Origin of the sequence: Shewanella olleyana (genome assembly GCF_023283825.1) — a bacterium.
Classification (GTDB): domain Bacteria; phylum Pseudomonadota; class Gammaproteobacteria; order Enterobacterales; family Shewanellaceae; genus Shewanella; species Shewanella olleyana.
Genome location: NZ_JAKILD010000042.1, coordinates 1 through 21,076, shown reverse-complemented (window position 1 = coordinate 21,076; position 21,076 = coordinate 1). Strand labels below are relative to the sequence as shown.

Sequence of the window (21,076 nt, the reverse complement as noted above, 5' to 3'; positions counted from 1 at the left end):
CATATTGTTGTGGACTAGGCTCTCGAAGCATGATGATAAACTTGGTTATTATCTGTACTTCTATTAGATCAAAGCCCTAGACGAATGTCGAGGGCTTTGTCAGCAGTCTGAAGAGACTCATTTGAGTCTCTTTTTAGTTAAAAACCATAGCTGTCAAAATATTTTGTTCAGAATATAATTACATCTCTACTAAGTTAATTTTTATTTGAGCTTTGTTACCTGGGGACTTGCTACTAAAACTTGTATCCTTATCTTCAATGGAAACAATATATTCATCTTTATTTAAATTATTCAGTGTTTTCCACTTCCAAGTTTTTTCTTTAGAGAAAAATGAGTACAACAAATTTTCGTTTTTATCTAATATATTTACATACAACCCTTTATCACCATAGTCGTCTAAGCCATGCTTTATACCAACATTTAGTGCATAACTTTTATCATTACTATTTTCAAAAGCAAAAGGGAATTGGATAATTCTCGTAGTTTCATTTTTTATAAATACAGTTTCATTAACCAAAGTAGAAAACTTCCAGTTTAAAGATGCTGCTGGCACTGATTTACTTAAATTATTCTTTGGTTTCTTTGCTTTTTTTGCAGTAAAAACCGTTAGATCATGCTTTTTAAATTCAGCACCCCAACGTGTTTTATCTGGAAATGATTTGTTAAATGAACTTTTAAAAGCCAGAAAGTTAATATTTAATTTATTTTTATAGCTGGCTACTGTATCTATTGTTTTTTGCCTACATTCATCCGTTTTCAATGACTTAATTTCGACAAGAATGGGTTTATTTAGCCCTAAATCAACAGCTGCTTCTAAAACATCTACTAGCTCAGGGATTCTTGCGTTATTTTTTAATTTTAATCTAACTATTTCATCAATGAATAAATCTGAAATCTTTATCTTTTTAAATGTCTTATCTGCATTAAAGCGACTAAGAACAGTCCGATTATATTCATTATCGGGGACAATTCTTGCAATATTCTTAATATCATGAAAAACAACTGCATAGCCATCTTTAGACTCTTGAACATCAAATTCAGCATAATGAAACTTCTCATTACTCTGTAAATGTTTAATTGCTAATTCAAAACTATAAAGAGTATTTTCAGGGAAATAGATATCCCCTCCTAGCCGATGCCCTGTATTAGCTTGCGCTGTAGAAAGGAATAATAAGATTAGTGGAAAAAATATGTAAGCTTTCATATTAACCTCTATATTAATCGAAGTGTGAACTATGCAAAATACAGATCTATTTATTCTTTTTATCAATTGAAATTTGCCGACTATCCGGCCAAGCGTTAATCACAGCTTTTACAAGGGATGCTAATGGAATTGCAAAAAATACGCCCCAAACGCCCCATAGGCCACCAAACACTAATACTGCAGCGATAATTAACACAGGGTGTAAATCTACCGCATCGGAGAATAATATAGGAACGAGTACATTACCATCTAATGCTTGAATGACACCGTAACCTATCATCACATAACCAAACTCAGGGCTCACGCCCCACTGTACAAAGGCAACCAGTGCAATTGGCAGAGTAACTAAAGTCGCTCCCACATAAGGAATGAGAACAGAAAGCCCGGTTAATACACCTAATAGCGCTGAATATCTTAAACCCATAACAGCAAAGAAAATATAACTAACAGTGCCGACAATCACGATTTCAATGACTTTACCGCGAATATAATTAAAGATTTGCTGATCCATTTCAAACCAAACATTTCTAGCAAGGTCACGATTATTAGGAAAAAAACGTTTGCTGCTTTTGATAAGTTGATCTTTATCTTTTAAAAAGAAGAACACTAATAACGGTACCAAAATGACGTAAACCATCAACACAAGTAATGATGCTGAATAACCCAGTAACTGTTTACCTATATCTAATAGGTGTTGCGTATCAACGAGCTTTTTAAGCTCAACCACCATCGAATCAATTTGCTCGACACTAATGTATTGAGGATATTTTTCGCTGAAAGAAACCAGCGATTGCATCCCTGTATCAATCATTAACGGTAAATCAGTAGCTAAAGATATGCCCTGCCTCCAAAGGCTTGGGACCAGTCCAAATGCGACTAACACCATCAACCCGATAAAGAGCACTAATATTAAAGAAGCCCCTAAAGTTCGATTAATACCAAAGCGAGCAATTTGCGCAACAGGCCATTCCAACAAAAATGCCAACACTAACGCCACCAATAATGGTGCCAGTAATCCACCGGCAAAATAAAGTAATAAACCAATCCCAAGCAATATAAACAGTAATGTAATCGCTTGTGGATCACTAAATCTGGCTTTATACCAATCGTTTAAAAATGAGAGCATTGTGTTACCTAAAAGAAGTCACTGTTTGAGTTGTTATAATCGAAGTCTACCTTAATTGAATACTAGGATTATACTTATATATTGTTAAGTTTTGTGATGCTCAATGACATTGATTTGTCACTGTCATCAGTTATTTCAACATGGTAGCCAAATTTTTTTAAAAACAGCGGAACATCTTGGCGTGAACCAGAGTCAGAGATATTAATTGCCAACATTTCACCTGGTTGCATTTTTTTTAAGGCTAGCTTAATTTGCACCAAGGGGTAAGGACATTGATAAGCTGTTAAATCAATAAATTTCATTATGAACTTGCTTTACACATTCTATGGCTATTATCCTAGCTAGGACAAAAAACCACAAGCGATACCATTAAGGTGTTGTGGTAACTTTGCTCTCCACCCTATTGAAATAATTATAATAAAGGTTTCATTTGCGCAAATTATCGTTTTCTCAGTTTTCTAAAGGTGTTGTTACTACAGCTGTGAGCCTTTTGCTAACCGCTGGAATAGCTAAAAGCTTCGCGAATAATGACCTTCCTGATCTTGGTACGGCTGCGGTAAATACCTTCAGTCTCGAAAAAGAAATGGTTTACGGTGATGCTTATATGCGCGTCATACGTTCTTCTGCGCCAGTGATCAGCGACCCAGTCTTAAACCAATATCTATCTGAGCTTGGTAACAAATTAGTGGCTCATGCTACAGGTGTCAAAACGCCCTTCTATTTTTTCCTATTAAGAAATGATGAAATCAACGCATTTGCTTTCTTTGGTGGACATGTTGGGGTTCATACAGGGCTATTCTTACATGCTGATACCGAAAGTGAATTAGCATCAGTTCTCGCACATGAAATTACTCACGTTACTCAGCGACATCTCGCGCGTTCACTTGAAGCACAAGATAAAAGCTCTACTGCAACTATTGTAGGTATGCTGGGTGCTATTTTGTTAACTATTGCAGCGCCGCAAGCTGGTATGGCAGCCTTGGCAACAACCCAAGCATTATCTACACAAGCAAGAATTAACTTTACCCGTTTACATGAGCGTGAAGCGGATAGAATCGGCATGCAAATTTTGGCTGATGCCGGCTTTGATCCAAATGGTGCATCAAACTTTTTCCAAAAACTCGCTATTCGATATCGTTTTACTACCACGCCACCGCAAATGTTATTGACTCACCCATTGCCAGAGTCACGTATTACTGATGCGCGAAATCGAGCTGCTCAGTATCCACACCGATACATACCAGATCAACTGAACTATCAGTTAGCAAAAGCTCGTATTCAGGTTCGATTTTCAAGCTATAGCGATCAAGCTGCTATTTCAATGTTTGATAAACAATTGGATAAGAAAACCTACACATTCAAAAGTGCAGCGCTTTATGGTAAAGCCTTAGCTTTATTTAGAACCAAAAAGTTTGAAGAGTCAGAAGCAATCATTGATGAGTTGCTCGAAAATGATCGTAATAACTTGTTTTATATTGATACTAAGACAGACTTATTAGCACAGCGTGATGATTACGAAACAGCGATAGAATTACTAAAGCATCACCATAGATTGAAACCAACATCGTTAGTCATTGCGGCTAACTTAGCCAATATATACGTTGAAGCAGATCAACCACGAAATGCAATTCCACTACTGGAAGACTTAATATTCTTGGACAGGCAAAATGTATTGCCGTATCAAATAATGACTCAAGCTTATCGTAAGCTAGGGAATAAGGCACTGGAATACTATAGTAATGCCGAAGCAATGGCGCTTTCAGCTAATTATGACGGTGCGATTGATCAGCTCAATTACGCTTATCGTCATTCAGAAGGCCAAACATTACAAATAGCCAGAATTGAAGCTCGTATCCGTCAATTCCGCCAAGCTAAACGGTCTTTAGACGCATTACAATAAACTTCAACCTCAAATCTAGCACAGCCACATCGATAGATGTGGCTAACCAACCTAATCAAAGTTTGATAAACTGTCGCCAATATAAAGATAACAAGTGATCCTATGACCAATGTAACGCTTTACCACAACCCTCGCTGTTCTAAAAGCAGACAAACACTCGCTTTACTTGAAGAAAATAATGCCAATGTCACTATTGTTGAATACTTAAAAAGTGTACCGACCACTGAAGACATCAATCAAATTTTGGCGCTATTAGAGATTGCTCCTAGGCAGTTAATGCGCACCAAAGAAACTGAATACAAAGAGCAAAATCTATCCGATGAAGCACTCACACAAGCTCAGTTAGTACAAGCAATGGTCGACACCCCAAAGTTAATTGAAAGACCTATAGCCCTAGCCAATGGAAAAGCCGCAATTGGCCGTCCACCTGAAAATGTTTTAGCTATTCTGTGAGTAATAAGATGACGACACATACTTTATTTCAGCTTTGTCGTACCGGTTATGTCGCATTGTTGATGCTGTTATCGGGATGGTTTATACAACAAGGAATGAATGGCGAATACTCTATGGTGTTTAGCTTATTATGGATAGTACCGTTACTCTTGCCAATAAAGGGGATATTAACCGGTAAACCCTACACTTATGCATGGGCAAGCTTCATTTTATGTTTATATTTACTCCATGGTTTGACCTTAGTTTATGTCACTGAAGACGCACTTTATTTTGCCTTGATTGAATCTGTATTAATAAGTGCTTTATTAGTCGGGTTTCCATTTTATGCTCGTATGCGTGGTAGAGAGTTAGGCCTAGGTTTAAAGAAGAAATCTAAGCAAAACTAATTTTCTAACTTTTCGATACAAAGCGCCTTTAGGCGCTTTTTTATTCTAAAAATCAAAGTAAACAAAATATTACCTAGCTGTTACCTGCCAGTTAATTCACTCTTTTTGTACAACAAACCCCATGCTATAGTGAAATGTCAGTCATTTGATTGAATGTCGTAATAAGCAACGGAGATTGTGTATGAAGACGTTAAGCCCTAACGCTATGTTTGATAAATGTATTTTGAACAAGGTGCTCCGAAAAAAGCACCAATCTAAAGGCCCTAAGTATGCCATTTTACATTTGATGGTTGCTTCAGTAATGCTAAGTGGCTGCGGTGGTTCAAGTGATTCATCAGACAGTACAGATCAAGGTACGCCAGATAACTCATTACCCATTAATACTTGTGATACTAGCTCTGGTCTTACTCAAATCAATACCTCTTCTGCACTTAGTTTTAATGTTGAGCAAACCTATTCTGCTGGACAATCTGCAGTAATTATTGCCAGCCTTAATAATAGTAATTCAGCAGGACTAACTTATCAGTGGCAGCAAACATCAGGCCCTGCTATTTCTCTTGTATCTCAAAACAGTCCCGTTTTATCGTTTGTTATTCCAGAATCTGGTGAATATGGTTTTTCAGTTAATGTATCAGGCGCGCAAACTAACCTTAGTGAAAATATCAGCATCACAGCTAATGAATCAATAAATCAATTAAACATCAACAGCGATCATCAGGTAGTTCAAGGCAACGGAGTCAGTCTTCGAATAGCGAGAATAAACGATCAAGTTGCTGACGATATTGAGTGGTGTTACTTCTCAAATCAAGCTGTAGAACTTGATTTAACAGATCCCGAACGCCCTTTGTTTACAGCTCCTTCTGTGAGCGCGGACAGTATTATTGAATTAAAAGCGACTGGCCAGTTTGCCGGTGAAACTTTTTCAGATGAAGTGTTTGTTATGGTGACGAATGAATCCACCATTTCATCTCCTTATTTTGACCAACCTGTAGCAAGAACCTATTCATATAACCCAACATCAACTTATGTAGATAATGCTTCAGATTGTGTCTATTCAAACCAACTCAATCAAACTTGTGATATTGCAGATTTACCTTTAATCGGTCAAATCGAAAACTCTGAGAATATTAACTCAGTTATGGACCGAGTTGTGGTATCACACGATTGGATGGGCGAAAACTTCGAAACCTTTTTGACTCAAGCAGATCCTAATAGCGATTTCATCAAGCTACTTAAATCTGTTACCGCTGTTGTGATTAGCTCAGATATTAGACCGTCTTTTTATTGGGTTGCAACTGGTGCTATCTACTTAGACCCAGAATATCTATGGTTTACACCAGAGCAGCGTGACACAATTAACGAAGCGCCAGATTATCGAAGCGATTTTGGTAATGATTTACAATTTATAATGCCATGGCGATATGTCAAAGATAATGACTATGCCTACAGAAGTTATGATCGAACTCGAAGAGAAAGCAGAACATTAGCCGATATCACCCCGAGTTTAGCCAGTTTGCTTTACCATGAGCTCGCTCACGCGAATGATTTTTTCCCACGCTCTATACATGACACTTTAGTTGGCCCTACATTAATTGATGACTTTTATCGTCGTACAGACAACAATTCCCTTGTGTCAGATCAATTACAAAATGTAGATCCACTGACAAGCAGCGAAATGTTCGGTTTAGCTGGGGTCAGCTTTTTAGGAGGCACGGCAAACGCCACTCAAAAAGCCTATCAGCCAGGCGATGTCACTAGCTTCTTCTTAACTGATCATGCCAATGACTATTACGCCTATTCTTCTACACGAGAAGATTCAGCTATGTTATTTGAAGAGTCATTTATGAGTCATCGATATAAAATACAAAGAGATGTGGCTGTCACTGACACCACTGAGTATATCGTTGACTGGGGTCAGCGAGGTCGAATCGGCTCTGCTGAAATACTTGATAGAGCTGCATTTGTCATTGATGAGATCATGCCTGAAGTAGATGGCAAAACATTACTCAATGCCTTGCCTGAACCCATTAATATGACAGTGGGCATAGATTGGTTTGAAAACATTGGCATTAGTCCAAGCAATACACAATCAAAGTCTACAATGAGTAGTATAGGTGCAACTGCTACTGAGGTTGAGAAACGTCCACTACAAATAGGAAGAGAGCACAAAGAGATGCCTTTACCGAAACGTTAATGCATTTAGTAAATATTAATCGCTCCAATTAAACTGAATAGCGGAAAATAGCTGTTTTGACAAGATCTAAAAAGCCACCATATTGGTGGCTTTTTTATTCAGCAATTAATTTAGATTAAAGCCTTAACATTTCTTTTATAAAAGGAATGGTTAACTTGCGCTGATGAACCATAGAGGCTTTATCGAGCTTATCAAGAACATCAAATAAAGTACGTAAGTCACGTGCCATCCGCGTCAATAAGAAGCGCCCTACTTCATCAGAAAGCTGTAAACCTCTCATTGCAGCACGTCGCTGTAACGCGAGTAACTTCTCTTCATCAGCCATTGGCTGCAGCTGATATATTAAGCCCCACTGCATACGAGAAATTAAATCGGGTAATGCAAAGCCTGCTTCTGTTGGCGACGAACTGCCGCTAACAATTAATTGGCAATCATCTTGTTCAGCAACGCGATTATACAAATGAAATAACGCTTCTTCCCAAATAGGATGACCAGCAATAGCGTCAATATCATCAATACATATTAAATGGAGAGACTCAACACCTTCAAAAAGTGCAGGAGAAATACTGGCATGGATCCCAAGTGGAATATATAAAGTGCGTCTATCAAGATCGTTTGCATGAGCACAAGCCGCATGCATTAGATGAGTTCGGCCTGACTTAACTGGGCCAAATAAATATAAGCTGGACGACAAACTTCCTTCTGCAGTAGCTTGAAGCTTTTGAATTAACTCATCATTACCCACAGCAGGGTAATAACTTTGAAAGGTTTCATCGTCAGGTAAGTATACGGGTAACGATAATTGTTTTGGTGAGTTTTGGGTCACTCAAAAATTCTCTAATAATGTAAACAAGCGACTGCAAGTATAACACAATCGTTTTAAAGTCTGTTGCTGATTAAGCGGTCTAGCTTGTTCAACAACGAACAGTTAGACCGTTATCACGTCTCTATTGAGTAAAAGCCATTAAGTGTAAAAGCATTTGCTCAAAAAATAGCATTAATGTTAATGCCACTGATAAAAAAGAGTGGTGACTGGTTCAGAGACAAATTCCATGTCAGCTAATTCATCATTGACATCTAATTGAGGGATTTCGGTGAGACGCTTATTAATGTTCAATAGTTTCTGCAAATCTTCTGCATCACCAAATAGTTCAAGTTTATAAGTGACAGTATTCGCTTTAAATTGACTCAAACTCACCGTTTTAATTGCACTAAGCTGATTTAAATAAGACTCAATTTCAACTAACTGAGCCATGCTTTGAACGCCAGTTAAAGACAGCAATGTTTCGGCGCTATTTCCACTATCAGCAAAAGCATACTGACTAACAAAGTATTCAGCTAAAGTGCTAAGAATTTGATCCGTAGCCTCTTGGTAATCTAATACTTCTGCTTGGTGATGGATTAATGGTTGCATGATGCCGCCTTCGCTCTCTTTATCAAATAAAGACACTTGAAAACGCACAAAGCCACCCACTTTATCCAAATCAGCAACAGCAAAGTAATCGGCACGATATCTCGTCGATGCATCAGCAACTACATCGGTAAATATACCTCGAACATCAGATACGCTGATTTTCATCACGTCATCCAAGTCCATTACAGGCAAAATAACGGGAATCCCTTTATTGCTTGAATCTAAATCAATCTGAGCGCGAGTATCGAGCTCAGATGCATCTGATAAAATACTGCGCTCACCTTCATCTTCAATTGACAACCATAACAAGGTTAACGGGCGTTGACGCCCCCAAACGGGGAGATCTGCTTGGCGAAGCGTAGATATAATGCGTTTATGATCAAAGTTTGCTTTTAATGTCAGTTCATCATCTATTTCGCTATAACCGTATTGGGTTAACAAGACTTCAGGTTTATTGATTTGTGCTCTAACTAGCGGATGTTCTAATACAGAAGGTAAGCCTGAATTTTTTACAAATACTGAAGACAATGCCGTTTTTAACGCAGCTTGTCGCTCCGCTCTTGCCCTTGAAGATACAACAACATCAGCCTCATCTAAAAGACCAATTTCAGCAGAAATCGTGTTAGGACTATAAATACCAAATAGCGTACTAATAACAATAATTTGTAAAAATATTTTTTGCATAGGAAAATAACAGCAATAGATGAAAGTGCTCGAAGTGTAGCATATTAATTTTGCTTCTAAAATTACATTCCCTTACCGATATATGAAGTGTTTAAGTTCATCTCACCCACTAAACCGCTCATAAACTTGATTTATATTACAGACATTTAATCAATATTGACCTATCTTACAGCTTAATTTATACCTCAATGGAAGCTATCAACATATGAATCGTTTATTCATCCCACTGCAAGGTGCTCAAATGCTATTTGTCGCATTTGGCGCTTTAGTATTGATGCCACTGTTAAGTGGTCTAGATACCAGTGTGGCATTATTCACTGCAGGTATAGGTACCCTGTTATTTCAATTGATCACCAAAAGACAAGTGCCCATTTTCCTCGCTTCATCCTTTGCGTTTATCGCGCCTATTATGTATGGCGTACAAACATGGGGGATACCTGCGACCATGGGCGGTTTAATGGTTGCTGGTTTTGTGTATGTCATATTGGGAGCCTTAGTTAAAATTAAAGGCAGTGGGTTTATTCATAAACTGTTACCACCTGTGGTTGTCGGTCCGGTGATTATCATCATTGGACTTGGGCTTGCACCTATGGCGGTTAATATGGCGTTAGGTAAAACAGGTGATGGAAGTACTGTTTTAGTCGATCAAAACATAGCCCTATTTATCGCTATCATGTCCCTTTCAACCACTGTAGCCATTGCGGTTTTCGCTAAAGGTATTTTAAAAGTAATGCCTATTTTAGCGGGGATTTTAGTCGGCTATGGTTTAAGTATGGCATTTGGTATTGTTGATTTTAGTCCAGTTCAGCAAGCTCCTTGGCTGGCAGTGCCAGGCTTTGTCGCACCAGAATTTCACTGGCAAGCTATTTTGTTTATGATCCCAGTCGCTATTGCTCCAGCTGTTGAGCACATCGGAGATTTGCTAGCAATTTCTAATGTGACGGGTAAAGATTATATGAAAAAACCTGGTTTGCATCGCACCTTAACAGGTGACGGTATCGCAACTATGGCAGCATCAGCTTTTGGTGGTCCACCAAATACCACTTATTCAGAAGTCACAGGGGCAGTAACTCTTACAAAAAGTTTTGATCCGCGGATCATGACTTGGACAGCAATAACAGCCATCATTTTAGCTTTCATCGGTAAACTCGGCGCATTAATGCAAACCATTCCTTTACCAGTAATGGGCGGTATTATGTGCCTATTGTTTGGTTCTATTGCTGCTGTTGGTCTAAACGCATTAATTCGCAATCAAGTTGATTTAAATGAACCACGAAACTTAAGTATTGTTGGCGTGACATTAGTATTTGGTATTGGTGGAATGGCTTTTGGTATTGGAGAGTTCAGCTTAACGGGTATTAGTTTGTGTGGTTTAGTGGCAATTGTAATGAATCTAATTTTACCTAAAACCCCTGAATCAGAAAAAGTAGAAAGTTAAAAACCTTATGCCAATCGGGATAAATAAGTGATCAGATATTGCGTTGGAGAAATCGCTTAGAACAAGGCAGGATTTGCAGCTAGCTAGTTGCTCTACCTACAAAAGCTAACGAAGTTATAAGCGATTTTAACCAGTAAGAATGATCATATTCTTATGCTGGTTGGTATTAAATATTTACCCATATAAAAAAGCCCTAACTGAATCCAGATTAGGGCTTTATTGTATGAAGCTAACTCAACCTACAAAATAGGTCTATTGAATATTATTCAGCGTCTTCTTCTGTGCGAAACTTATCAGCAGTTTCTTTGATAATTGGCTGTAATTCGCCTTTTTGGTACATTTCGGTGATGATGTCACAACCACCAATCAACTCACCTTCTACCCATAATTGTGGGAATGTAGGCCAGTTAGCAAATTTTGGTAATTCAGCACGAATATCTGGGTGCTGTAAAATATCAACGAATGCAAACTGCTCACCACAGTTAATCATAACTTGAGCGACTTGAGATGAAAAACCACAGCTTGGTAACTTTGGTGACCCTTTCATGTATACGATGATTGGGTTTTCACTGATTTGCTGTTTAATCTTGTCTACTGTTTCCATTGTAATTCCTAAGTGCAACTTAATAATCTTTAGCCATTGTACGCGAGCTAAGCCAAGAACAAAATCCCACAGTTTGTAGGGTTATAATAAAAATAACTTTTTTAGATTGCGTCTATCGACATTAATCATCAAACAATGATTCACATCACAAAAATTTTAAGTACAATGTCGGCAGAGCAATGATGCCTAAGTGGTACTCATAAAAAAACGATAACCTATGTCCATGGAGAGATAATAATGGCTTTCGAATTACCAGCATTACCATATGCTAAGAACGCACTTGCACCACACATTTCTGAAGAGACTATTGAATATCACTACGGTAAGCATCACAACACTTATGTTGTTAAGCTTAATGGTCTTGTTGAAGGTACTGAATTTGCTAACAAAACATTAGAAGAAGTTGTTAAAACTTCTACTGGTGGCATGTTCAATAACGCTGCTCAAATCTGGAACCACACTTTTTACTGGAACTGTCTAGCACCTAACGCTGGCGGTGCTCCAACTGGTGCGATTGCAGATGCAATTAATGCTGCATTCGGATCTTTCGAAGAATTTAAAGCTAAATTCACTGACTCTGCAGTAAACAACTTCGGTAGTGCATGGACTTGGTTAGTAAAAAATGCTGACGGTTCAGTTTCAATCGTTAACACTAGTAATGCTGCAACGCCGCTAACTGATGAGTCTGTTACTTCACTACTGACTGTTGATGTATGGGAGCATGCTTATTACATCGATTACCGTAACGTTCGTCCTAACTATATGGCAGCGTTTTGGGAATTGGTTAACTGGGATTTCGTTAACGCGAACTTCGCTGGTTAATCTACCTATTTAGGTACAAAAGAGATGAGATAAAAGGAGCCTAAAGGCTCCTTTTTTATTACTCAAAATGAGATAGATAAGCTCATTTTTCGCTATTCATATTTACCCCAAATTTAATGGTTAATTTTTGCAACAGTTGCAATTGCAACTGTTTATCTTTGTTTTTATTGAAGTTTTTATAACCCCCTCCTCGCAAAACTCCAACCTCTGACCTAGACTTAATTTAGCAAGCAGTTTTTAAAGATAAAAAATAACCGAAAATATTTTCAACTTTACCAACTAAAAATGCGCTATCAATCACTTTCTTTCGGCTAAGTTTCAAGGGGTTTCTTATGGGCATATTCGAACATTACCAACAACGTTATGAACAAAAGCTAGATGAAGAGTATTCACTGCAGCAATTTCTCGAAATCTGTAAAGAAGATAAAAGTGCGTATGTGTCTGCAGCAGAAAGAATGCTAATGGCCATTGGTGAATCAGAAACTATCGATACGTCAAAAGATCCGGTGCTTAGTCGAATATTTTCTAATCGACTCATCACTTATTATCCTAGTTTTAAAGACTTTTACGGTATGGAAGAGTCAATTGAACAAATTGTGTCTTACCTTAAACATTCGGCTCAAGGGTTAGAGGAATCAAAGCAGATTTTGTATTTACTTGGCCCAGTGGGTGGCGGTAAATCTTCTCTTGCTGAAAAACTCAAATCGTTAATGCAAAAAGTACCCATTTTTATTTTAACGGCTAACGGTGTACGTAGCCCAGTCAATGACAGCCCGCTGTGTTTATTTGACTCAGAAGAAGACGGCGAGCTATTAAAAAACGAATATAATATTCCAACTCGTTACATCAAAACGATTATGTCACCATGGGCAGTAAAACGGTTACATGAATTTGGTGGCGACATTACTAAATTCAAAGTCGTTAAAGTCTACCCTTCTATTCTCGATCAAACTGCCATTGCTAAAACCGAGCCCGGTGATGAAAACAACCAAGATATTTCAGCACTTGTGGGTAAAGTCGATATTCGTCAGTTAGAGCATTTCTCGCAAGATGATGCCGACGCTTATGCCTATTCAGGCGCTTTATGTCGTGCTAACCAAGGTGTGATGGAGTTTGTGGAAATGTTTAAAGCACCAATTAAAGTGCTGCATCCATTATTAACAGCTACACAAGAAGGAAATTATAACGGTACAGAAGGACTATCTGCCCTACCTTATAATGGCATGATCCTGGCTCACTCTAACGAATCAGAGTGGACAACATTCAGAAATAATAAAAACAACGAAGCATTTTTAGACCGTGTTTATATCGTTAAAGTGCCTTACTGTTTACGTGTATCTGAAGAAATTGAGATTTACCAAAAACTATTAAGTAACTCGGAGCTTTCGACTGCTCCCTGTGCTCCTGGCACTTTAGAAACACTGGCACAATTTAGTATTTTATCTCGCCTTAAAGTGCCTGAAAACTCGTCAATTTTCTCAAAAATGCGTGTTTATAACGGTGAAACATTAAAAGATACCGATCCTAAAGCAAAATCATTCCAAGAGTACCGTGATTATGCGGGTGTCGATGAAGGGATGAACGGCTTATCCACTCGTTTTGCTTTTAAGATTTTATCTCGGGTATTTAATTTCGATGACACTGAGATAGCAGCAAACCCAGTGCATTTATTTTATGTGTTAGAGAAACAAATCGAACAAGAACAGTTCCCCAATGAAATCAGTGAGCGTTACTTAGAGTTCTTAAAAGGTTACCTAATTCCTAAGTACGTTGAGTTTATCGGTAAAGAAATCCAAACGGCCTACCTTGAGTCTTACTCAGAATACGGCCAAAACATCTTTGATAGATACGTCACTTATGCCGACTTCTGGATCCAAGATCAAGAGTTTCGTGACCCAGAAACTGGTCAGTTATTTGATAGAGCGGCTCTAAATGCAGAACTAGAGAAAATTGAAAAACCAGCGGGTATTAGTAATCCAAAAGATTTCCGCAATGAGATAGTCAACTTTGTATTACGTGCTCGCGCCAATAACGAAGGCAATAACCCTCTGTGGACCAGTTACGAAAAGCTCAGAGTCGTGATTGAGAAAAAAATGTTCTCCAACACCGAGGACTTACTGCCAGTTATTTCTTTCAATGCTAAGACTTCTGCTGACGATCAGCGTAAGCATGATGATTTTATCAATCGAATGATGGAAAAAGGATATACACAAAAGCAAGTTAGGTTACTTTCAGAGTGGTATTTGAGGGTTCGTAAATCGTCATAAGTCTTGCTCACTTTGACCTTATTCAGCTTGAACTGTTTAAGGTCAAAGTTCATTAGGAGTTGTGTATGGCAAATTTTATAGATAGACGCCTCAATGCTAAGGGCAAAAGTACCGTTAATCGACAACGTTTTATCGAACGTTATAAAAAACAAATTAAGAAATCCGTGAGTGAAGCGGTAACTCGTCGCAGTGTTACTGATATAGATAAAGGCGAGAAAATCAGTATTCCTACACGCGACATAAGCGAGCCGATTTTCCATCAAGGCCAAGGTGGTATTCGCGAGCGTGTTCATCCAGGCAATGACCAATTTAACCAAGGCGATCAGATAGAGCGACCTAAAGGTGGTGGGGCTGGAGAAGGAAGTGGTGAAGGAGAAGCTTCTAACACTGGTGAAGGTAAAGATGAGTTTTTATTTGAAATTTCAAATGACGAATATTTAGAATTGTTATTTGAAGACTTAGCCCTTCCCGATCTTCAGCAAACTAACGCTAAACAAATGGTTGAGTTTGAAACCTATCGTGCAGGTTTTACCAATGTAGGTGTACCAGCCAATATTAATATTGTTCGCTCACTTCGATCGTCTCACGCCCGCCGTATCGCCATGACAGCGGGAAAAAAGAAGCAACTTGCAGAGCTTAAATCTAAATTAAATGAGCTTGAAAATACCCCTGGTACCCAAGCTGAAATCATCATGGATTTAAAGCAACAAATAGAGGACTTACAGAAAAAAATTGATAGCGTGCCTTTTATCGACAGTTTCGATTTACGTTTTAATAATTTTGCTAAGCGTGAAAAGCCTTCAAGCCAAGCCGTGATGTTTTGCTTAATGGATGTGTCAGGATCAATGGATCAAGCGACCAAAGATATGGCGAAACGCTTCTATATTCTTTTGTATTTGTTTTTAACTCAAACTTATAAAAATCTAGAAGTCGTTTATATCCGCCATCATACACAGGCTAAAGAAGTCGACGAACATGAGTTTTTTTACTCGCAAGAAACTGGCGGTACTATCGTATCTAGTGCATTGAATTTAATGCATGAAATCCAGCAAGAACGTTATCCTGCAGATGAATGGAATATTTATGCAGCACAAGCTTCTGATGGTGATAATTGGGCGGACGATTCCCCTGCTTGTAGGCAGTTATTAGCAGAAAAAATACTGCCCGTTTCACGTTACTTTAGTTACATAGAAATTACTCGCCGTGCTCACCAAACCCTTTGGCGTGAATACGAAGCGTTACAAGAGCAGTTCGGCAATATCGCTGTTCAGCATATTAAAGAAGTTAATGATATCTACCCCGTGTTCCGTGAATTATTTAAAAAGCAGCCAAGCTAAGGAGAACACAATGACAACAACGAATAATCATTTCACCGAAGCTGACAGTGTAAAAAAACAACCTTTAGATGATGGGCCTGATTGGAGCTTTTCATTACTTGAAACCTATATGGAAGAAATTGAAAAAGTTGCCGCTTTTTACAAGCTTGATAGCTACCCCAACCAAATTGAGGTTATTACAGCTGAACAAATGATGGATGCCTACGCCGGTATTGGGATGCCAATAGGTTATACCCATTGGTCTTTTGGTAAACGCTTTATCGAAACAGAGCAAGGTTATCGCCGCGGCCAAATGGGTTTAGCCTATGAAATCGTGATTAATTCCGACCCATGTATTGCGTATTTAATGGAAGAAAACACCATCACTATGCAAGCCCTCGTGATGGCACACGCAAGTTTTGGCCATAATAGTTTTTTTAAAAATAATTACCTGTTTAAAACCTGGACTGATGCGAGCTCAATTATCGATTATCTGGTGTTTGCCAAAAACTATATTCATGAATGTGAATTAAAGTTTGGCGTCGAGCAAGTTGAACTGACTCTTGATTCTTGCCACGCGTTAATGAATTATGGTGTTGATAGATATAAACGCCCTGCAGAAGTGTCATTTAAAGAAGAAAAAATGCGTCAGAAAGATCGTGAGAGTTATTTGCAAAGTCAGGTTAATGATTTATGGCGTACAGTCCCTAAAAACCGTGATGAACAAAAGCACAATCAACAAGTTAACTTTCCAAATGAACCACAAGAAAACATATTGTATTTCATTGAAAAAAACGCACCTTTACTTGAGCCATGGCAACGTGAAATTGTGCGTATTGTTCGCAAAATGGCGCAATATTTTTATCCTCAAAAGCAAACACAAGTTATGAATGAAGGCTGGGCCACTTTTTGGCATTACACCATATTGAACCATATGTTTGACGAAGGCACTGTGACAGATAGGTTTATGCTGGAGTTCTTACAAAGTCATACTGGCGTTGTTGCACAACCGGCTTATAACAGCCCTTATTACAGTGGTATTAACCCTTATGCGCTCGGTTTTAATATGTTTGTTGATATCAGACGTATTTGCGAGAACCCAACTGAAGAGGATAAAAAATGGTTTCCAGACATAGCAGGCAGTGATTGGTTAACCACTGTGACCTTTGCTATGGAAAATTTTAAAGATGAAAGCTTTATAAGCCAATATTTGTCACCTAAAATCATTCGAGATTTTAAGTTATTCAGTATTCTTGATGATGATAGCTGCAATAAATTATCTGTATCTGCAATTCATGATGACCGCGGCTATCATTTAATACGTGAAAAATTATCGCAGCAATATAACCTATCAAATATAGAGCCTAATATACAGGTGCAACGAGTCGATATTAATGGTGACCGTTCATTGACTTTACGCTACGTCCCTAATAAACGGATACCGCTAGGTGGTAGCAATGAAGAAGTGTTAAAACATTTACACAGACTATGGGGCTTTGATATTTCATTAGAGCAAGTTGATGCGAGCGGCAAGATCATAAAGTTATCCCAATGCCCACCACCAAGCGAAGATAGCAAGATGACAACTCTATAACTGTTTGTATTAACTATTTTAAAAAGCATAAAAAAACCAACCTCAGAGGTTGGTTTTTTTGCTTTGAAATTAGCGTTTGTTATTTATCGTTGTTTGCTATTTCTGCTGGCATGTCATCACGAAGCTTTTGCCACATAATGCCACTATTAATGCCATTAGCTTTCATCAATGCATTAACTTCTGTGTATTTACCATCAATAGCCAGCTTCTCTAATGCTTTGTAAAAATCTAAAGCAATAGTGCGAGCTTCTTGGCTTGAAAAGTAATAGCGACCCACTCGGCTATACAAACCTTTAAACCCATTTAAAATGAGTACATAAAGTGGATTACCAGAAGAAAATGCTAATGCATGATGCAATTCATAATCATAGTCAGCGTAAGCTTCAGCACTGTCTTCTAGTTGGTATATTTTTGCTAACACTTCTTGTGCTTTATCAGGGTTATTTTTCACCGCACCGCGGAAATAAATCGTACTCACATTTGCTCTTGCAGATAACAGCTGATCGACAAGTAACGGAAAGCCATCTGGATTTAAATCAGCAATGGTTTCAAGAATATTAAGTCCTGATGTTTCCCAAAAATTATTAACTTGAGTTGGTTTACCGTGTTGAATTTTCAACCAACCATCACGAGCTAAACGCTGTAACACTTCACGTAACGTGGTTCTTGTAACACCAATTAATTCTGAAAGCTCACGTTCTGCAGGCAATATTGAACCTGGTGGAAACTTGTTTTCCCATATCGAACGAACGATATACTTCTCTGCAAAACTTGCAGGACCTTTTGCATTGATAATTGTCAACTTGAACATCCCGTGGTTACCCAATGAACTGATCATACCAGAGCTAATGCAATTACACACCATTGACAGTGGGTAAACCGCTGAATTGGATGACTTAGCGAGCATTTTTTGAACAGCGCAAGCAAAGAATGTGAGGTTGTAGTTATATTCGTTAGTTTTTTGTCGTTGAAAAAATTTATTCGCATTACAATGCGATTCAGTTTGCGCTAAAATACCGCGCAAATTATGGATGTAAGTTAGTGGCACAGCTAACGAATTTTGAGTAATTCAAATAATAAGCGCTAAGAATTAATAAAATTAATGACGATAAACAACGCTAAGTCGTTACTCAATAAACAAAAATAGTTTATGTACGGTTTTGCAACAGTGATCATTCAATCAATTTTTTCAGCTAAGATTTGTCCGCAAAATTCCTTCCTCCAACGTTCACTATTGTAAATTCACAACTGGAGAGGCTACTATGCCGTCAACCACTGGTGCTGCATTTTTTAGTAACTTCTTGGGTAATTCTCCAAGATGGTACAAATATGCAATATTATCGTTCCTTGTAATAAACCCATTATTATTCTTCTTTGTCAGCCCATTCGTAGCCGGATGGGTACTTGTCTTAGAATTTATTTTTACCCTTGCTATGGCGCTTAAGTGTTACCCCCTTCAACCAGGTGGTCTGCTTGCCATTCAAGCTGTCTTTATTGGCATGACTTCACCCACCCAAGTATTGCATGAGATAGAGGCAAACTTAGAAGTACTGTTACTGTTAATCTTTATGGTAGCAGGCATTTACTTTATGAAGCAGTTACTGCTATTTGTTTTCACAAAAATGATCACAAAAGTACGCTCTAAAGTCATTGTTTCATTATTGTTTTGTGTATCTTCCGCTTTATTGTCGGCTTTTCTTGATGCATTAACCGTTATTGCAGTCATTATTGCTGTGGCCATAGGTTTTTATTCTATTTACCACAAAGTGGCTTCAGGTAAAGACTTCAGTTGCGATCATGACCATACCTCTGAAGAGCGCGAACAGCTCAATGATGACGAGTTAGAAGCTTTCCGCGGTTTTTTACGTAACTTACTTATGCATGCTGGTGTAGGTACTGCACTTGGTGGTGTTTGTACTATGGTAGGTGAGCCACAAAACTTGATCATTGCAGCCCAAGCGCATTGGCAGTTCAGTGAATTCTTTATTCGTATGTCTCCTGTGACCATTCCTGTTTTTGTTGCCGGTATCTCTACCTGTTTGTTGGTTGAAAAATTTAAATTGTTTAGCTATGGCGCTGAGCTTCCAGACGCTGTGCATAAAATTTTGAGTGACTACTCTGAATACGAAGATCAAAATCGTACTAAAGCCGATAAAGTAAAACTCTTAGTTCAAGCGTTAGTCGGCGTATGGTTAGTGGTTGGCCTTGCCTTCCATTTAGCCTCAGTTGGTTTAATTGGCCTGTCAGTTATCATCTTAACCACTGCATTTAATGGTGTAACTGATGAACATGCATTAGGGAAAGCCTTCGAAGAAGCGCTACCATTCACTGCATTATTGGCGGTTTTCTTTGCTGTTGTTGGTGTGATTATCGATCAGCACTTGTTTGCACCGGTTATTCAATGGGCGCTAAGCTTTGAAGGCAATGCGCAACTTGTTGTCTTCTATATTGCCAATGGCCTGCTTTCTATGGTTAGTGACAACGTTTTTGTTGGTACGGTTTACATTAATGAAGTCAAAGCAGCATTAATCAGCGGCCAGATCACTCGAGACCAATTTGATCTTCTTGCTGTAGCCATTAACACAGGTACTAACCTACCTTCTGTGGCGACACCAAATGGTCAAGCAGCGTTCTTATTCTTGCTAACATCAGCATTAGCGCCATTAGTTAGATTGTCATATGGCCGTATGGTTTGGATGGCACTACCTTATACCATCGTACTCTCTATCGTTGGTATCGTGATGATTGAATCTGGATTCTTAACTGAATCAACTCAATATTTCTATGATAATCACATCATTCTTCACCACTCAGCCAAAGATGTTATTGGCGGCGGTGTTGGACATTAATACTGTTTTGATTTAACGTTTGTTTTGAAAACACCCTCATTCGAGGGTGTTTTTTTATCGTCATAAATCGACAGGAGATTGATTTGACTGGATTACAGATATTTAGCCGCTCTCGAACAGCATGGATTGTGCTATTACTTTCCGCAATTGGACTTGAAGCCGCCGCTCTTTTCTTTCAATACGTCATGGAATTAGAACCATGTGTAATGTGTATTTATGTGCGCGTAGCAGTATTAGGGCTAATAATTGCGGGCATCATTGGCGCTATAGCACCAAAATTTTGGCTCACCAGAATTCTGGGACTCGTTGGCTGGGGTATAAGCGCAGTATGGGGGCTAAAGCTTTCACTAGAGTTAAATAAACTACAAGTTGACCCTTCCCCATTTTCAACCTGTTCGTTTTTCCCTCAGTTTCCTTCATGGATGCCTTTAGATGAATGGTTACCCGCAATTTTCTCACCAACAGGTATGTGTAGTGATGATCCTTGGACATTCCTATCTGTCAGCATGGCGCAATGGATGGTAGTCACTTTTGTTATTTACTTAATCGTTTTAGCGGTTATGGTCATTCCGGCATTAAAACCGCTTAAATCAAAATAACTGCTAATTGATGTAGCACTATTTGCTGTCAATCAATGAGTACTTAAACTCAAATTATTAAACGACAGTGATAAATCGAAAGTGGGTAAACTAAAAAAGCACTCTTTATAGAGTGCTTTCAGACTGCTGACAAAGCCCTAGACATTCGTCTAGGGCTTTGATCTAATAGAAGTACAGATAATAACCAAGTTTATCATCATGCTTCGAGAGCCTAGTCCACAACAAT

At 38.4% G+C, this 21,076-nt stretch carries 18 protein-coding genes; 11 read left to right on the top strand and 7 right to left on the bottom strand.

What is annotated here, in order from left to right; translation table 11 throughout:
• Nucleotides 1-178: 178 nt before the first annotated feature.
• The 3 genes from L2735_RS18860 to L2735_RS18850 form a co-directional block, all read right to left on the bottom strand.
• Entirely contained in the window at nt 179-1,204 is a 1,026-nt protein-coding gene (locus L2735_RS18860; protein WP_248986178.1) for a glycerophosphodiester phosphodiesterase, read from the bottom strand.
• Nucleotides 1,205-1,250: 46 nt separating this feature from the next.
• On the bottom strand, nt 1,251-2,330 hold the full coding sequence (locus L2735_RS18855; protein WP_248986177.1) for an AI-2E family transporter: 1,080 nt from the start codon (nt 2,328-2,330) through the stop codon (nt 1,251-1,253).
• 74 nt (nt 2,331-2,404) lie between these two features.
• A complete protein-coding gene (locus tag L2735_RS18850; RefSeq protein WP_248986176.1) occupies nt 2,405-2,632 on the bottom strand; it encodes a sulfurtransferase TusA family protein in 228 nt (75 codons plus the stop codon).
• A 128-nt stretch (nt 2,633-2,760) separates the two neighbouring features.
• Here L2735_RS18850 and bepA point away from each other — a divergent pair, with 128 nt between their 5' ends.
• From bepA to L2735_RS18830, 4 genes are all read left to right on the top strand, one after another.
• A complete protein-coding gene (bepA, locus tag L2735_RS18845) occupies nt 2,761-4,230 on the top strand; it encodes a beta-barrel assembly-enhancing protease (RefSeq protein ID WP_487250620.1) in 1,470 nt (489 codons plus the stop codon).
• A gap of 102 nt (nt 4,231-4,332) precedes the next feature.
• Nucleotides 4,333-4,683 carry an arsenate reductase (glutaredoxin) gene (arsC, locus tag L2735_RS18840; protein WP_248986175.1) on the top strand — a complete coding sequence of 117 codons (351 nt, stop codon included), beginning with the start codon at nt 4,333-4,335 and terminating at the stop codon, nt 4,681-4,683.
• Between the two features lie 8 nt (nt 4,684-4,691).
• Nucleotides 4,692-5,069, top strand: a complete 378-nt coding sequence (locus L2735_RS18835; RefSeq protein WP_248986174.1) for a DUF2069 domain-containing protein — start codon at nt 4,692-4,694, stop codon at nt 5,067-5,069.
• Nucleotides 5,070-5,250: 181 nt separating this feature from the next.
• Nucleotides 5,251-7,263: a hypothetical protein gene (locus L2735_RS18830; RefSeq protein ID WP_248986173.1), complete on the top strand. Its 2,013-nt coding sequence runs from the start codon at nt 5,251-5,253 to the stop codon at nt 7,261-7,263.
• A 115-nt stretch (nt 7,264-7,378) separates the two neighbouring features.
• Here L2735_RS18830 and hda read toward each other — a convergent pair whose 3' ends face one another.
• Nucleotides 7,379-8,089: a DnaA inactivator Hda gene (gene hda, locus L2735_RS18825; protein WP_248986172.1), complete on the bottom strand. Its 711-nt coding sequence runs from the start codon at nt 8,087-8,089 to the stop codon at nt 7,379-7,381.
• 177 nt (nt 8,090-8,266) lie between these two features.
• Complete coding sequence (locus L2735_RS18820; RefSeq protein ID WP_248986171.1) at nt 8,267-9,361, bottom strand: DUF2066 domain-containing protein; 1,095 nt, start codon at nt 9,359-9,361, stop codon at nt 8,267-8,269.
• Between the two features lie 205 nt (nt 9,362-9,566).
• Here L2735_RS18820 and L2735_RS18815 point away from each other — a divergent pair, with 205 nt between their 5' ends.
• Entirely contained in the window at nt 9,567-10,799 is a 1,233-nt protein-coding gene (locus L2735_RS18815) for a uracil-xanthine permease family protein (RefSeq protein ID WP_248986170.1), read from the top strand.
• A 262-nt stretch (nt 10,800-11,061) separates the two neighbouring features.
• On the opposite strand, the gene L2735_RS18810 is transcribed toward L2735_RS18815, so the two are convergent.
• On the bottom strand, nt 11,062-11,403 hold the full coding sequence (locus L2735_RS18810) for a Grx4 family monothiol glutaredoxin (RefSeq protein WP_102526235.1): 342 nt from the start codon (nt 11,401-11,403) through the stop codon (nt 11,062-11,064).
• 237 nt (nt 11,404-11,640) lie between these two features.
• Between L2735_RS18810 and sodB the strand changes: the two genes are divergently transcribed.
• The 4 genes from sodB (at nt 11,641) to L2735_RS18790 (ending at nt 17,402) form a co-directional block, all read left to right on the top strand.
• Entirely contained in the window at nt 11,641-12,225 is a 585-nt protein-coding gene (sodB, locus tag L2735_RS18805) for a superoxide dismutase [Fe] (protein ID WP_102526236.1), read from the top strand.
• Between the two features lie 332 nt (nt 12,226-12,557).
• Nucleotides 12,558-14,492: a PrkA family serine protein kinase gene (locus L2735_RS18800; protein WP_248986169.1), complete on the top strand. Its 1,935-nt coding sequence runs from the start codon at nt 12,558-12,560 to the stop codon at nt 14,490-14,492.
• A 65-nt stretch (nt 14,493-14,557) separates the two neighbouring features.
• On the top strand, nt 14,558-15,829 hold the full coding sequence (locus L2735_RS18795) for a YeaH/YhbH family protein (RefSeq protein WP_248986168.1): 1,272 nt from the start codon (nt 14,558-14,560) through the stop codon (nt 15,827-15,829).
• Nucleotides 15,830-15,839: 10 nt separating this feature from the next.
• Nucleotides 15,840-17,402, top strand: coding sequence for a SpoVR family protein (locus L2735_RS18790; protein ID WP_248986167.1), 1,563 nt, complete (start codon nt 15,840-15,842; stop codon nt 17,400-17,402).
• A 79-nt stretch (nt 17,403-17,481) separates the two neighbouring features.
• On the opposite strand, the gene fadR is transcribed toward L2735_RS18790, so the two are convergent.
• Nucleotides 17,482-18,213, bottom strand: coding sequence for a fatty acid metabolism transcriptional regulator FadR (gene fadR / locus L2735_RS18785; protein ID WP_248986166.1), 732 nt, complete (start codon nt 18,211-18,213; stop codon nt 17,482-17,484).
• A gap of 451 nt (nt 18,214-18,664) precedes the next feature.
• Between fadR and nhaB the strand changes: the two genes are divergently transcribed.
• Both nhaB and dsbB read left to right on the top strand, forming a co-directional pair.
• Nucleotides 18,665-20,251, top strand: coding sequence for a sodium/proton antiporter NhaB (gene nhaB, locus L2735_RS18780; RefSeq protein ID WP_248986165.1), 1,587 nt, complete (start codon nt 18,665-18,667; stop codon nt 20,249-20,251).
• Nucleotides 20,252-20,334: 83 nt separating this feature from the next.
• Complete coding sequence (gene dsbB / locus L2735_RS18775) at nt 20,335-20,850, top strand: disulfide bond formation protein DsbB (RefSeq protein WP_248986164.1); 516 nt, start codon at nt 20,335-20,337, stop codon at nt 20,848-20,850.
• The last annotated feature ends 226 nt before the right edge of the window (nt 20,851-21,076 follow it).

What these genes read in the sequence shown, in the direction of transcription:
- L2735_RS18860 (WP_248986178.1), bottom strand. Translation starts at nt 1,204, where the DNA reads ATGAAAGCTTACATATTTTTTCCACTAATCTTATTATTCCTTTCTACA.
- L2735_RS18855 (WP_248986177.1), bottom strand. Translation starts at nt 2,330, where the DNA reads ATGCTCTCATTTTTAAACGATTGGTATAAAGCCAGATTTAGTGATCCA.
- L2735_RS18850 (WP_248986176.1), bottom strand. Translation starts at nt 2,632, where the DNA reads ATGAAATTTATTGATTTAACAGCTTATCAATGTCCTTACCCCTTGGTG.
- arsC (WP_248986175.1), top strand. Translation starts at nt 4,333, where the DNA reads ATGACCAATGTAACGCTTTACCACAACCCTCGCTGTTCTAAAAGCAGA.
- L2735_RS18835 (WP_248986174.1), top strand. Translation starts at nt 4,692, where the DNA reads ATGACGACACATACTTTATTTCAGCTTTGTCGTACCGGTTATGTCGCA.
- L2735_RS18830 (WP_248986173.1), top strand. Translation starts at nt 5,251, where the DNA reads ATGAAGACGTTAAGCCCTAACGCTATGTTTGATAAATGTATTTTGAAC.
- L2735_RS18820 (WP_248986171.1), bottom strand. Translation starts at nt 9,361, where the DNA reads ATGCAAAAAATATTTTTACAAATTATTGTTATTAGTACGCTATTTGGT.
- L2735_RS18815 (WP_248986170.1), top strand. Translation starts at nt 9,567, where the DNA reads ATGAATCGTTTATTCATCCCACTGCAAGGTGCTCAAATGCTATTTGTC.
- L2735_RS18810 (WP_102526235.1), bottom strand. Translation starts at nt 11,403, where the DNA reads ATGGAAACAGTAGACAAGATTAAACAGCAAATCAGTGAAAACCCAATC.
- sodB (WP_102526236.1), top strand. Translation starts at nt 11,641, where the DNA reads ATGGCTTTCGAATTACCAGCATTACCATATGCTAAGAACGCACTTGCA.
- L2735_RS18800 (WP_248986169.1), top strand. Translation starts at nt 12,558, where the DNA reads ATGGGCATATTCGAACATTACCAACAACGTTATGAACAAAAGCTAGAT.
- L2735_RS18795 (WP_248986168.1), top strand. Translation starts at nt 14,558, where the DNA reads ATGGCAAATTTTATAGATAGACGCCTCAATGCTAAGGGCAAAAGTACC.
- L2735_RS18790 (WP_248986167.1), top strand. Translation starts at nt 15,840, where the DNA reads ATGACAACAACGAATAATCATTTCACCGAAGCTGACAGTGTAAAAAAA.
- fadR (WP_248986166.1), bottom strand. Translation starts at nt 18,213, where the DNA reads ATGTTCAAGTTGACAATTATCAATGCAAAAGGTCCTGCAAGTTTTGCA.
- nhaB (WP_248986165.1), top strand. Translation starts at nt 18,665, where the DNA reads ATGCCGTCAACCACTGGTGCTGCATTTTTTAGTAACTTCTTGGGTAAT.